Source organism: Actinoplanes sp. CA-030573, from assembly GCF_050951115.1.
GTDB lineage: Bacteria > Actinomycetota > Actinomycetes > Mycobacteriales > Micromonosporaceae > Actinoplanes.
The window spans coordinates 9,261,596-9,274,145 of the sequence record NZ_CP192038.1 but is presented as its reverse complement, the minus strand read 5'-3'; the positions used below and the strand labels follow the sequence as shown (position 1 = coordinate 9,274,145).

Sequence of the window (12,550 nt, the reverse complement as noted above, 5' to 3'; positions counted from 1 at the left end):
TGCGGCGGGCCGGCGTGGCGGGGGGAGGTTCGGGGTGAAGCAGGACCTGTCGGCAGAGCAGGAGTCGGTGCTGACCGAGCCGACCGTTCTGTTACCGGAGGTCCCGCCGGTGAAGAGCCCGGCGAAAAGCACGGTGACGAGCCCGGCGAAGAGCACGGTGACGAGCCCGGCGAAAGGCGCCGAGGCGTGGGCCGCCAAGAACGTCGACGCGCCGCCGGAGGGATTCGGCTCGGCGAACCATCCGCCGGCCAACCACGGACCGCGGCCGCGGCCCAGCCGGCCCGCCGGGCGCACGCGCAACGCGAAGATCCCGGCGCCGGTGGTGCCGCTGAGCCCGGCGCCGGCCGGCTCGCCGTCGGTTCCGGCCTGGCCGCAGTCGGGCAACGAGACGGCGGTTCCGGCCTGGCCGCGGTCGGACCACGAGACGGCGGTTCCGCCCTGGGCGCAGTCGGGCAACGAGACGGCGGTTCCGCCCCGCCCTAAGCCGGACAACGCGCCGCCGCGGGCGGTGACCGCCGCGCCGGACCGGGAACGGAACCAGGCCGGCGACCGCCATCGGACCGCCGAGGGCCGGCGCAACCGGTCGGCGGCGGCCCGTCCGGCGACCCGGCCCTTCGTGCGGGTGCGCGGCCGGCACGCGGCGATGTCGCGGCGCCAGCGCTGGGAGCGCCGCTATGTACGGGCGCTGGTGCTGTGCGACCTGGTGGCGGGCAGCGCGGCCGGCGCGGCGACGTTCGGGGTGCGCTTCGGCGACGAGGTCACCGTCTACAACCTGGGCTATCTGATCATCACGGCGCTGCTTCCGGTGCTGCTGCTGGCGGTGCTGGCGGTCTCCCGGGCGTACGAACGGAGGTTCCTGTTCGTCGGCACCGACGAGTACCAGCGGGTGTTCCGCGGCGGGGTCGGGCTGATCGCGGGGGCGGCGCTCGTCTCGTACGCGCTCGATCTTGATTTGGCGCGGGGTTACGTCCTGGCCGCCCTGCCGACGGCGATGGTCACCGCCGTGGTCCTGCGCTTCGCCCTGCGCAAGCGGCTGCACTGGGCGCGGGCGCGGGGGGAGAACCTGCGCCGGGTGATCCTGGTCGGCCACGAGCTGTCGGTGATCGGCATGACCCGCCAGCTGCGCCGCGAGCGCTATCACGGGCTCGAGGTGGTGGGCGCCTGCCTGCCGCCGGGACACGACGGCGCCGGGATGGGCGTGCTGCCGATCTACGGCACGTTCGAGGACGTGGCGAACGCGGTCGACCTGGCCGACGCCGACACGGTGGTGGTGCTGAGCTGCCCGGAGCTGGACGGCGCGCAGCTGCGGCGGCTGGCCTGGCGGCTCGAGCGCGACGAGGTCGACCTGGTGGTGGCGAGCGCGCTGGTCGACGTGGCGGGCGCGCGCACGACGATCCGGCCGTTCGACGGGCTGCCCATGCTGCACGTCGAGCACCCCCGGTTGCACGGCGGATCGCGCCTGGTCAAGGACGCCTTCGACCGGATCGGCGCGCTGGCGCTGCTGGCCGTCTTCGGGCCGCTGCTGCTGGCGGTCGCACTGTGTGTGCGGATGACCTCCCGCGGGCCGGTACTCTTTCGTCAGGTACGGGTCGGGCGCGACGGCCGCCTGTTCCGCATCTTCAAGTTCCGGAGTATGTACGTCGACGCCGAGGCCCGGCTGGCCGAGCTTCGGCATCTCAACGAGCACGACGGTGTGCTCTTCAAAATCCGCGACGACCCGCGGGTCACCCCGGTTGGCCGATGGTTGCGCCGGTTCTCGCTGGACGAGCTTCCGCAGTTGCTGAACGTGGCGCTCGGCCAGATGTCGTTGGTCGGCCCGCGGCCGCCGCTGCCGTCGGAGGTGGCCGTGTACGCCGACGACGTACGGCGCCGTCTAGCCGTGAAACCCGGCATGACGGGCCTTTGGCAGGTTTCCGGACGATCCGACCTGCCATGGGAGGAAGCCGTCCGGTTGGACCTGCGCTATGTGGAGAACTGGTCGCTCAGTTTGGACCTGGTGATCCTTTTGCGGACGATGACGGCCGTGGTGCGCTCGTCGGGCGCGTACTAGGTGAGGAGCGGTCCCTATGACCAGCGAGCGGACAGAGACGTCCACGCGCATCATCAGCCAGCGTGACGACGCCGGCGGCACGCCACCGGTGATCGACGCCGCCTTCGCGCGCTGGCTCGCCGACCGGGCCGGGCAGCTGCTGCTGCGGGTCCGCGAGGAGATGGGCCACGCGGACGGCAAGGCGCTCAAGACCGCGGGCGACCGGGCCGCGCACGACCTGCTGCGGGCCGAGCTGGCCCGCTGGCGACCGGCCGACGCGGTGCTCTCCGAGGAGGACGACCACTCGCGCCTGGCCTGGCAGGACGGCGAGCACACGACCGTACGCCCGGAGCGGCTCGGCGCCGGCCGGGTCTGGATCATCGACCCGCTCGACGGCACCCGGGAGTTCTCCGAGGAGGGGCGCACCGACTGGGCCGTGCACGTGGCCCTCTGGACCGCCGACTCGGCCAGCCCGAGCTGTCTCGCGGCCGGCGCCGTCGCGATGCCGGCCCAGCACCGGACGATCGCCACGGATCACCCTCCGGCGTACCCGCCGATGCCGGTGAACGACAACGGCCGGATCCGGATCGCCGCGAGCCGCACCCGCCCGCCCGCCTTCGTGACCGCGCTCGCCGAGGACATCGATGCCGAGCTGGTGCCCATGGGATCGGCCGGCGTGAAGATCGCCGCGGTGATAAACGGCGAGGCCGACGCCTATGTGCACGCCGGCGGCCAGTACGAGTGGGACTCGGCGGCGCCGGTCGCTGTGGCGCTGGCCACCGGGCTGCACGCTAGCCGTATCGACGGTTCTGCGCTGAAATATAACGAGGCCGACCCTAAGTTGCCGGACCTCGTGGTGTGCCGTAAGGATCTCGCTCCTCGGTTGCTTGCAGCGTTGCAGCGTCACCTCCCGTCAGAATGACGGTTCACACACTTGCAACTTGACATGCAGCACGGCCGTATACCCCCGGAAAGGTCGGGAAACCGGATGAGCCAGGCAGGGCACTACCGCGTCTCGCATCTCGATGCGCTCGAGGCCGAGAGCATCTTCGTCATGCGCGAGGTGATGGCCGAGTTCGAGCGACCCGTCCTGCTGTTCTCGGGCGGCAAGGACTCGATCGTGATGCTGCATCTGGCCGAGAAGGCGTTCGCGCCGGCCCGCATCCCGTTCCCGGTCATGCACGTCGACACCGGCCACAACTTCGCCGAGGTTCTCGAGTACCGCGACACCCGGGTGGCGACGCTGGGGCTCAACCTGGTGGTCGCCAGCGTGCAGGAGGCGATCGACACCGGCCTCGTCCGCGAGCTGCCGGACGGCACGCGCAACCGGATCCAGACGCCGGTGCTGCTGAACGCGGTCGAGAAGTACCGGTTCGACGCGCTGTTCGGCGGCGCCCGCCGGGACGAGGAGAAGGCCCGGGCCAAGGAGCGGATGTTCAGCTTCCGCGACGAGTTCGGCCAGTGGGACCCGAAGAACCAGCGGCCCGAGCTGTGGGCGCTGTACAACGGGCGGCATCACGCGGGCGAGTCGATCCGGGTGTTCCCGCTGTCGAACTGGACCGAGCTCGACGTCTGGCACTACATCGCCCGGGAGAACATCCCGCTGCCGTCGATCTACTACGCGCACGACCGCGAGGTCGTCGAGCGCGACGGCATGTTCTACGCGGTGAACGAGTTCATCCGGCTGCGCGACGGCGAGACCTCCCAGGTGCGGCGGGTGCGCTACCGGACGGTCGGCGACGCCTCGCAGACCGCGGCCGTGCTGTCCGAGGCCGACACGGTGGAGAAGGTCGTCGAGGAGGTGGCGGCCACCCGGATCACCGAGCGCGGCGCCACCCGGGGCGACGACAAGGTCAGCGAGGCCGCGATGGAAGACCGTAAGCGAGAGGGTTACTTCTGATGAGTCAGGCCGTCCTGGAGAACGAGACGGCGCCGCCGGCGCGCATGGACCTGCTGCGGTTCGCGACCGCGGGCAGCGTCGACGACGGCAAGTCGACCCTGATCGGGCGGCTCCTGTACGACACGAAGACGATCTTCGCCGACCAGCTCGAGGCGGTCGAGGCGGTCAGCGCCGCGCGCGGCGACGAGTACACGAACCTGGCGCTGCTCACCGACGGCCTGCGGGCCGAGCGGGAGCAGGGCATCACGATCGATGTCGCGTACCGCTACTTCGCCACCCCGCGGCGAAAGTTCATCATCGCCGACACCCCCGGGCACATCCAGTACACCCGGAACATGGTCACCGGCGCCTCCACCGCCGACCTCGCGCTGATCCTGGTCGACGCCCGCAAGGGCCTGGTCGAGCAGTCCCGCCGGCACGCGTTCCTGACGTCGCTGCTGCGGGTGCCGCACCTGGTGCTGTGCGTGAACAAGATGGACCTGGTCGGCTGGGACAAGGCGGTCTACGACAAGATCGCCGACGAGTTCACCTCGTTCGCCGCCAAGCTCGAGATCACCGATCTCACGATCATCCCGATCTCGGCCCTCAACGGCGACAACATCGCCTCCCGCTCGGAGAACAGCCCCTGGTACGAGGGCCCGTCGCTGCTGCACCACCTGGAGCACGTGCACATCGCCTCCGACCGCAACCTGGTCGACGTGCGGTTCCCGGTGCAGTACGTGATCCGGCCGCAGTCGACCACGGTCACCGACTACCGCGGCTACGCCGGCCAGGTCGCCTCGGGCGTGCTCAAGCCCGGCGACGAGGTGATGGTCCTGCCGTCCGGCCTGCACAGCACCATCGCGTCGATCGACACCGCGGACGGCCCGGTCGCCGAGGCGTTCCCGCCGATGTCGGTCACCGTGCGGCTGGCCGACGAGATCGACATCTCCCGGGGCGACCTGATCTGCCGGCCGCACAACGCGCCGGCCGTCGCTCAGGACATCGAGGCGATGGTCTGCTGGATGGACGAGACGGCCCCGCTGCGGGTCGGCGCCAAGTACGCCATCAAGCACACCACCCGGTCGGCCCGTACGGTCGTCCGCGGCCTGCAGTACCGCCTCGACGTGAACACCCTGCACCGCGACGACACGGCCGGCGAGCTGCAGCTCAACGAGATCGGCCGGGTCAAGCTGCGCACCACCGTGCCGCTGCTGGCCGATGAGTACCGCCGCAACCGCACCACGGGCGGCTTCATCCTCATCGACGAGGGCACCAACCGTACGGTCGGCGCGGGAATGATCATCGAGGCTCAGTAGGCCGCGGGCGGCGCTCCTGCAGCGTCGCCCAGACCACCTTTCCGGTACGCGTGGGGAGCCACCCCCACGCGGCCGCGGTGGCCGCCACCACCCGCATGCCCCGGCCGCGCTCGTCGAGCGGACGGCCCCGCAGCGGGCGGGCCGGCTTGATCAGCCGCGGCGGCGCCGCCGCCCGGTCCGAGACGGTCAGGTGGATGCCGAAGCCGCGCCGGCTCGCCACCGCGGTGATCTCCCCACCGGCGTGCTCGATCGCGTTGGTCACCAGCTCCGACATCACCTGCCGGCTCGGGTGCAGCAGCTCGGTCATGCCCCAGGCCAGGCAGGCGTCGCTGACCAGGTTGCGGGCCAAACTCGGCGACTCCGGCTCGGATGGCAGCGTCAGCATCACCCGCTCGGTCAGCGGCAGCCGGCCCGCGATCGCGACCCGGGCCTGGCGCACCCGCGCGTAGACCGGCAGGAAGCGCGGGGCGCCCAAGCGCTGGAGGCGGTCGGCGAGCGGGAGCCGCGGCGGCACGCACAGGGCGAGCTCCACGGCCGGCTCCCGGGAGATCGCGTTGGTGCGGGCGACCATCCACATCGGCGCGCTCATGCTGAGCGGATCGTCCAGGTCGGAGAGGTCGATGATGATCGCCTCCGGGTGCTCGGCGAGGCACTTCTCGAGCTTGGTGGAGACCAGGTGCCGCAGCTGCCGATCCCAGCGGCCCTGCACGGTGATCAGGGCCACCGCGGCATCGAGGTCGCCCTCGATGAGGACCGCGGGCGGATACGCTGCGCTTCCGGACATGACGTCACGGTAACCGTGCGAAGGCCATCTCCTGGGTGACGGTAGCTCTGCCGGGTGATCGGACTTAAGTCCTGCAACGTTGTAAAGTGCTGCCGTGCCGCCCGGCCTCAAGGATGTCGCCGCCCGGGCCGGTGTGTCGATCAAGACGGCGTCCAACGTCGTCAACGGCTACGTGCACGTCGCGCCGGCGACCCGCGCCCGGGTCCAGGCCGCGATCGACGCTCTCGGTTACGTGCCCAACTCCGCCGCCCGCCGCCTGCGCGGCGGGCGGTCCGGCGTGGTCGCCCTGGCGGTACCCGAGCTGCGCTCGCCCTATTTCGCCGAGCTGGCCGGGCAGGTCGTGGCGGCGGCCGAGCCACGCGGCTGGACCGTGCTGATCGATCAGACCGGCGGCCGCGGCGACCGGGAGCACGACATCGTCGCGGGCCTGCGCCGGCATGCGATCGACGGCCTCATTCTGAGCCCGGTCGAGATCCCGGCCGGCGACGTGATCCTCCGGCACGGGGTGCCGGCCGTGCTGCTCGGCGAGCGGATCAAGGACGAGCGGGCCGACCACGTCGCGATCGACGCCGCCGCGGCGGCGGCCGCGGCCACCCGGCACCTGCTGCGCCTCGGGCGGCGCCGGATCGCCGCGATCGGCGCGCCGGACCGGCCGTCGGCGGTCGCACCCGGGCTGCGGCTGGCCGGCTACCGGACGGCGCTGGCCGAAGCGGGCATCGCGCCCGACCCGCGGATGGAGATCCCGGCCGACGGCCTCGGGCGGCCCGACGGCGCGGCCGCGATGGCGTGGCTGCTCGACTCGGGCGTGCGGCCGGACGCCGCGTTCTGCTTCACCGACCTGCTCGCCCTCGGGGCGATACGCGCGCTGCTGGAGCGCGGGGTCGCGGTGCCCGCCGACATCGCCGTGATCGGCATCGGCGGCATCGAGGAGGGCCGGTTCAGCACGCCGTCGCTGAGCACGGTCGACCCCGACCTCGAGCGGACCGCCCAGCTCGCCGTCGACCTGCTGGCCGAGCGACTGGGCGGCACCGGCGGCCCGGCCACGGCCGCGCCGCCCCGCCAGATCTGCGTCGAGCACCGGCTGATCGCCCGGGAGAGCACCCTCGGACGGCCGGCTCCCTAGCTCTCCGCGGTGTTGTCGTCGTCGTGCTCGGTGGCTTCCTCGATCGCGTGGGTGATCGCGCCGGTGAGGTCGCCGGCCGGCACCGCGATGCTCTCGCCGTCGACCTCTTCGGCCGGGCGGCGGTCGGGCTCCGGCTGGGGCGCGGTGGCCCCGCCGGAGAACTCGAACTCGTTGGGCTGGTCGGTTTCCCGCTGGTCGCTCGTCATGGCTTCATGGTTACCCGGCGGGGGGCCGTTTCAAAGCCGCCCGGCGCCGGGCCCGGCCGTGGCGATCCAGCAGGTGGGGGCCGTGAACCCGGCGTCCGCGTAGGCGGCTTCGACGGCCTCGGTCGTGGGCCGTTCCCGATCCGAGTCGATCAGCGCCAGGACGCAGCCGCCGAACCCGCCGCCGGTCATCCGGGCCCCGTACGCCCCGGCCGACAGCGCCGCCCCGACCGCGAGATCGATCGGCGGGACCGTGATCTCGAAGTCGTCCCGCATCGAGGCGTGCGACGCGGTCAGCAGCGGGCCGATGTCGCGCACCCGGCCGTCCTGCAGCAGCGCCACCGTGTCGAGCACGCGCTGGTTCTCGGTGACGATGTGCCGGACCCGGCGGCGCGTCACGTCGTCGTCGATCTTCTCCAGCGCCGCGGCCAGGCCGTCGAGCGGCACGTCGCGCAGCGCCGGGACGCCCAGAATGCGGGCCGCCTCCTCGCACGACTTGCGGCGGGCACCGTACTCCCCGTCGACGTGCTGGTGCGGGGCGTTGCTGTTGATCACCAGGATGCCCAGGCCCTCGGCCGCCAGGTCGAACGGAATCTGCTCGACCTCGTACGTCCGGCAGTCGAGGAACAGCGCGCGGCCCTCGAGGCACCGGATCGACGCGGACTGGTCGAGGATGCCGGTGGGCGCGCCGACGTAGACGTTCTCGGCCCGCTGGGCCAGCGCCGGGCGCCGCTCGACCGGCAGATCGAGGCCGCCCAGGTCGACCAGGGCGGTCAGCACCGACGACTCCAGCGCGGCCGAGGAGGACAGGCCGGAGCCGACCGGCACCTCGGAGTCGAGCGCGATGCGGGCGCCCGGCACGTCGAAGCCCGCGTCCCGCAGCGCCCAGACGACGCCGGCCACGTAGGCGGCCCAGCCGGTCACGTCGCCCGGCTCGGTGTCGCCGAAGCGGACCGTGCCCTCCTCGAACGTCGAACAGACCGTCCACTCGCCGGCCGGTGCCGGGCCGACCGCGGCGACCGTGCGCTGGGGCAGGGCGAACGGGAGCACGAAGCCCTCGTTGTAGTCGGTGTGCTCGCCGATCAGGTTGACCCGGCCGGGCGCGAACCACCGGCCGGCCGGGTCGGCCCCGAACTCGGTGCGGAAGAGATCCGCGGCGCTCATGCGACGTGCGAGCGATAGAACGTCCAGGCGTCGCCGATCATCGCCTGGAGCGTGTTCTTCCGCGGCACCCAGCCGAGCTCGTCGCGGGCCTTGGCCGAGGACGCCACCAGGGTCGCCGGGTCGCCCTCGCGACGCGGGGCGACCTCGGCCGGCAGCTCGGCCCCGGTGACCTCACGGGCCACGTCGACGACCTGCTTGTTGGAGAAGCCGTTGCCGTTGCCCAGGTTGTAGATGCGGTGCTCGCCGGCGGTGGCCGCGTCCAGCGCCAGCAGGTGCGCGCGGGCCAGGTCTTCCACGTGGATGTAGTCGCGCACGCAGGTGCCGTCGACGGTGGGATAGTCGTCGCCGAAGAGCTGCAGCTTGGCCCGCTTGCCCGCCGCGACCTGAAGCGCGATCGGGATCAGATGTGTCTCGGGGTCGTGCCGCTCGCCGATCTCGTAGCCGTCGTGGATGTACGCCCCCGCGACGTTGAAGTAGCGCAGCGAGACCGCGGCCAGCTTGTGCGCGAACGCCTCCGACGTCAGCGCGTGGTCGAAGGTCAGCTTGGTGGCGCCGTAGGTGTTGGTCGGCGCCTTCACCGCCGACTCGGTGATCGGCAGCTCGACCGGGTTGCCGTAGACGGCCGCCGTCGAGGAGAAGATGAACCGCGGCACCCGGGCCGCGCGCACCGCGTCGAGCAGGGCCAGCGACTTGGCCACGTTGTCGTGCCAGTAGAGCTCCGGTCTGACCATCGACTCGCCCGCCGCGATCAGGCCCGCGAAGTGCAGCACCGCGTCGAACCCGGCACCCGGCGTGAGCACGTCGGCGGCGTCGCGGATGTCCTTCTCGACGAAGGTGGCATCGGGCGCGACGGCCTCGCGGAAACCGGTCCTGAGATTATCGATCACGACGACCTCGTGACCGGCGTCGAGCAGCAGCCGGCTGGTGACGCTGCCGATGTAGCCGGCGCCCCCGGTGACGAGCAGTTTCACGGCGGTTTCGCACCTCTCGGTAGGCTTATGGATTCAAGTCTCGCGCCAAACCGATCACAAGTCAACAGAAATGAACATAGACTCTCATGTGATCTTGCCGCGGTCCCGTCACGGTAGCGGCGCCGGGGGCGTTGGCCATCTAGTAACCACGACTGACAGAATGGCCCTCATGTCCGACGCCGCCCGCCGACCCCGCGTGCTCTCCGGCATTCAGCCGACCGCCGACTCGTTCCACCTCGGCAACTATCTGGGCGCGGTGCGCAACTGGGTGTCGTTGCAGGACACGCACGACGCGTTCTACTGCGTGGTCGACCTGCACGCGATCACGATGGGGCACGACCCGATCGCGCTGCGGAACCGCACCCGCATCTCGGCCGCTCAGCTGCTCGCCCTCGGGCTCGACCCCGAGCGCTGCACGCTGTTCGTCCAGTCGCACGTGCCCGAGCACGCGCAGCTGGCCTGGGTGCTCAGCTGCATCACCGGCTTCGGCGAGGCCGGCCGCATGGTCCAGTTCAAGGACAAGTCGGCCAAGGCCGCCGACACGACCACGGTCGGGCTGTTCACGTACCCGATCCTGCAGGCCGCCGACATCCTGCTCTACCAGGCCGACCAGGTCCCGGTGGGCGAGGACCAGCGGCAGCACCTCGAGCTGACCCGCGACCTGGCGCAGCGGTTCAACACGCGCTTCGGCCGGACGTTCACGGTGCCCTCGGCGTACATCGTCCGCGACACCGCGAAGATCACCGACCTGCAGGACCCGACGGCGAAGATGTCCAAGTCGGCGTCCTCGCCGAACGGCATCATCGAGCTGCTCGAGGAGCCCTCCCGCTCGGCCAAGAAGATCAAGTCGGCGGTCACCGACACCGGGCGCGAGATCCTCTACGACGAGGAGAACAAGCCGGGCGTCAGCAACCTGCTGACGATCTACGCGGCGCTCACCAACCGGGCGATCGACGAGCTTCTCGAGATGTACGAGGGGCGCGGTTACGGCGACCTGAAGAAGGACCTGGCCGAGATCGTCGTCGATTTCGTGCGGCCGATCCAGGAGCGCACCCGGGCCTACCTGGAGGACCCCGGCTACCTCGACAAGGTGCTCGCCGTCGGGGCCGAGAAGGCGCGGGCCGTCTCGGCGCCCACGCTCGCGGCGGCGTACCAGAACGTGGGTTTCCTCAGCCCGGCCCGCGAGGCCTGACCGCGGTGGCCGCGACCACGCGGATCGGCGTCGCGATCGACATCCCGGAGCCGTGGGGCGAGCAGCTCACCCGCCGGCGGGCCGAGGCCGGCGACCCGCAGGCCGCCTACACCCCCGCCCACGTCACGCTGCTCGGCCCGACCGAGGTGGAGAGCGGGGCGCTGCCGGCGATCGAACGGCACCTGGAGAAGGTGGCGGCCGCCCAGCCGCCGTTCACCATCCACCTGCGCGGCACCGGCACGTTCCGGCCGATCACCGAGGTGGTCTTCGTGACGCTCGCGGTCGGCATCAGCGAGTGCGAGCTGATGGCCGAGGCGATCACCGCGGCCGAGGACATCGACCGGGATTCGCGCTTTCCCTACCACCCGCACGTGACGGTCGCCCAGGACGTGCCGCCCGAGCAGCTGGACGCGGTCTTCGAGGATCTCGCGACCTTCTCGGCCAAGTTCCACGTCACCTCGTTCACGCTCTTCTCGCACGGCGGCGAGGGCCCGTGGCGGCCGCGCCGCGACTTCCCCTTGGGAGCCTAAGTTTCCCCGCGGGTGATTTCGGTTACGGTCCTGCCGTGAACCCGATCGATCGCGCCTACGAGGCTGCCGAGGCGCGCATCATGCGGTTGCGGATCAGGTCGCGCTACTTCGACCACTTCAGCCGGGCGCTCATCCGCTTCTGGGACGTGCAGGGCGGCCGGCTCGCCGCTGCGATCGCGTACTACGGCTTCTTCGCCATCTTCGCGCTGCTGCTGATCGGGTACTCGATCTTCGGGATCCTGCTGACCAACAACAAAGAGCTGTTCGACATCGTCCGCGACTTCCTGGCCGAGAACCTGCCGTTCCTCGACCCCGAGGCGATCCTGTCCAGTGGCAAGACTGTCGGCATCGTCGGCATCGTCGGCCTGACCTTCACCGGCATCGGCTGGGTGGAGGCGATCCGCTCCTCGCAGCGGCTCATCTGGCGGGTTCCCGAACAACCGGGCTACATCGGCGTACGGCAGGCGCTCGATCTCGTGGTGTTGATCGGCATCCTGCTGCTGCTCGCCCTCTCCCAGCTCGCCGTCTACGGCCTGGAGAAGGTCTTCGACTGGCTGGCCGGCGGGGTCGTGCAATCGATCATCAGCCTGCTGCTCACGGTCGGCGTCAACATGCTGCTCGCGGCGGCGCTGCTGGCGGCCGTGCCCCGGCTGCGGATGACCGTGCGCCGGATCGCCCCGCCGGTGCTCCAGGTCGGCATCGGCATCACCCTGCTGAACACCGTCGGCAAGTCCTTCGTCGGGCTGGTGCAGCGCAATCCGGCATATGGGCTCGTCGGCTCGGCCGTCGGCGTACTGGTCTACCTCTATGTCTTCAACCAGTTGTTGCTGTTCGGGGCGGCCTGGGCGGCGACCAGCCCGCACGGCCGGGTCGTCGACCTGTCAGCTGACGATAAAACTGCTCCCGTGGGGCAAAATACCTGGATTCGGCACAGCCGCCCGGAATGATATGCCCGTGGGCACTCTGGTGACACTTGATCTGCCGGCGAACTCGCCGGTGGCCGACCTTCCCTGGGTCATCACGATCGGGTCGCTGGGCGACGGGGAAGACTGGGAACCCGTCGTCTGCGGTCCCTACGAGCGGGCGCACGCGCTCGCCCTCGCGCAGGCGGTGGTGGCCGACGAGGAGCTGATGGCGGTCGTCGAGCCGCTGCTGCCGCGCCCGGACGCCGAGGCCATCCGGGAGGAGATCGAGCTGGCCCGGGCCGCGGCCGAGGCGCCCGAGGGCGACGATCCGGGCGAGGACGACTACGAGACCCGGCGGGTACGCCCGGGGCGCGCACCCACCGAGGCCGAGGTGCGCGCGGGCTGGGGCCGCATCGCCGCCCGCCTGGCCGCGCCCGCCAACGCCGGCTGA

Annotated in this window: 13 protein-coding genes; 9 read left to right on the top strand and 4 right to left on the bottom strand. The window is 71.3% G+C overall.

Annotated features, from left to right (window positions below; all coding sequences use genetic code 11):
• The first annotated feature begins 34 nt into the window (after positions 1–34).
• From ACQP2F_RS42900 to ACQP2F_RS42885, 4 genes are all read left to right on the top strand, one after another.
• Positions 35–2,050, top strand: a complete 2,016-nt coding sequence (locus ACQP2F_RS42900) for an exopolysaccharide biosynthesis polyprenyl glycosylphosphotransferase (RefSeq protein WP_433298236.1) — start codon at positions 35–37, stop codon at positions 2,048–2,050.
• A gap of 16 nt (positions 2,051–2,066) precedes the next feature.
• The gene (locus ACQP2F_RS42895; protein WP_433298234.1) at positions 2,067–2,951 is read left to right on the top strand and encodes a 3'(2'),5'-bisphosphate nucleotidase CysQ; all 885 of its coding nucleotides are present in this window, start codon (positions 2,067–2,069) and stop codon (positions 2,949–2,951) included.
• A gap of 66 nt (positions 2,952–3,017) precedes the next feature.
• Positions 3,018–3,929 (top strand): sulfate adenylyltransferase subunit CysD, encoded by a 912-nt coding sequence (cysD, locus tag ACQP2F_RS42890; RefSeq protein ID WP_433298232.1) that lies wholly within the window; start codon positions 3,018–3,020, stop codon positions 3,927–3,929.
• On the top strand, positions 3,929–5,227 hold the full coding sequence (locus ACQP2F_RS42885; RefSeq protein WP_433298230.1) for a sulfate adenylyltransferase subunit 1: 1,299 nt from the start codon (positions 3,929–3,931) through the stop codon (positions 5,225–5,227). Before cysD ends, ACQP2F_RS42885 begins: the two co-directional genes overlap by 1 nt.
• Here the strand turns inward: ACQP2F_RS42885 and ACQP2F_RS42880 are convergent.
• Positions 5,211–6,011, bottom strand: a complete 801-nt coding sequence (locus ACQP2F_RS42880; RefSeq protein ID WP_433298228.1) for an ATP-binding protein — start codon at positions 6,009–6,011, stop codon at positions 5,211–5,213. The two genes, ACQP2F_RS42885 and ACQP2F_RS42880, sit on opposite strands and share 17 nt — an antisense overlap.
• Before the next feature lie 94 nt (positions 6,012–6,105).
• Here ACQP2F_RS42880 and ACQP2F_RS42875 point away from each other — a divergent pair, with 94 nt between their 5' ends.
• Complete coding sequence (locus ACQP2F_RS42875; protein ID WP_433298226.1) at positions 6,106–7,134, top strand: LacI family DNA-binding transcriptional regulator; 1,029 nt, start codon at positions 6,106–6,108, stop codon at positions 7,132–7,134.
• Here the strand turns inward: ACQP2F_RS42875 and ACQP2F_RS42870 are convergent.
• From ACQP2F_RS42870 to galE, 3 genes are read right to left on the bottom strand one after another with little or no spacing between them, the layout of a single operon-like run.
• A complete protein-coding gene (locus ACQP2F_RS42870) occupies positions 7,131–7,340 on the bottom strand; it encodes a hypothetical protein (RefSeq protein WP_433298224.1) in 210 nt (69 codons plus the stop codon). The two genes, ACQP2F_RS42875 and ACQP2F_RS42870, sit on opposite strands and share 4 nt — an antisense overlap.
• 30 nt (positions 7,341–7,370) lie before the next feature.
• A complete protein-coding gene (gene galK, locus ACQP2F_RS42865) occupies positions 7,371–8,501 on the bottom strand; it encodes a galactokinase (RefSeq protein WP_433298222.1) in 1,131 nt (376 codons plus the stop codon).
• A complete protein-coding gene (gene galE, locus ACQP2F_RS42860; protein WP_433298220.1) occupies positions 8,498–9,472 on the bottom strand; it encodes a UDP-glucose 4-epimerase GalE in 975 nt (324 codons plus the stop codon). The genes galK and galE overlap by 4 nt, the downstream gene beginning before the upstream one ends.
• A gap of 169 nt (positions 9,473–9,641) precedes the next feature.
• On the opposite strand from galE, the gene trpS reads away from it, so the two are divergent.
• The 4 genes from trpS to ACQP2F_RS42840 are packed head-to-tail and all read left to right on the top strand — an operon-like array spanning position 9,642 to position 12,550.
• Entirely contained in the window at positions 9,642–10,664 is a 1,023-nt protein-coding gene (gene trpS / locus ACQP2F_RS42855) for a tryptophan--tRNA ligase (RefSeq protein ID WP_433298218.1), read from the top strand.
• The gene (locus ACQP2F_RS42850) at positions 10,661–11,194 is read left to right on the top strand and encodes a 2'-5' RNA ligase family protein (protein WP_433307847.1); all 534 of its coding nucleotides are present in this window, start codon (positions 10,661–10,663) and stop codon (positions 11,192–11,194) included. The genes trpS and ACQP2F_RS42850 overlap by 4 nt, the downstream gene beginning before the upstream one ends.
• Before the next feature lie 35 nt (positions 11,195–11,229).
• On the top strand, positions 11,230–12,141 hold the full coding sequence (locus ACQP2F_RS42845; RefSeq protein ID WP_433298216.1) for a YihY/virulence factor BrkB family protein: 912 nt from the start codon (positions 11,230–11,232) through the stop codon (positions 12,139–12,141).
• A gap of 7 nt (positions 12,142–12,148) precedes the next feature.
• Complete coding sequence (locus ACQP2F_RS42840) at positions 12,149–12,550, top strand: hypothetical protein (protein ID WP_433298214.1); 402 nt, start codon at positions 12,149–12,151, stop codon at positions 12,548–12,550.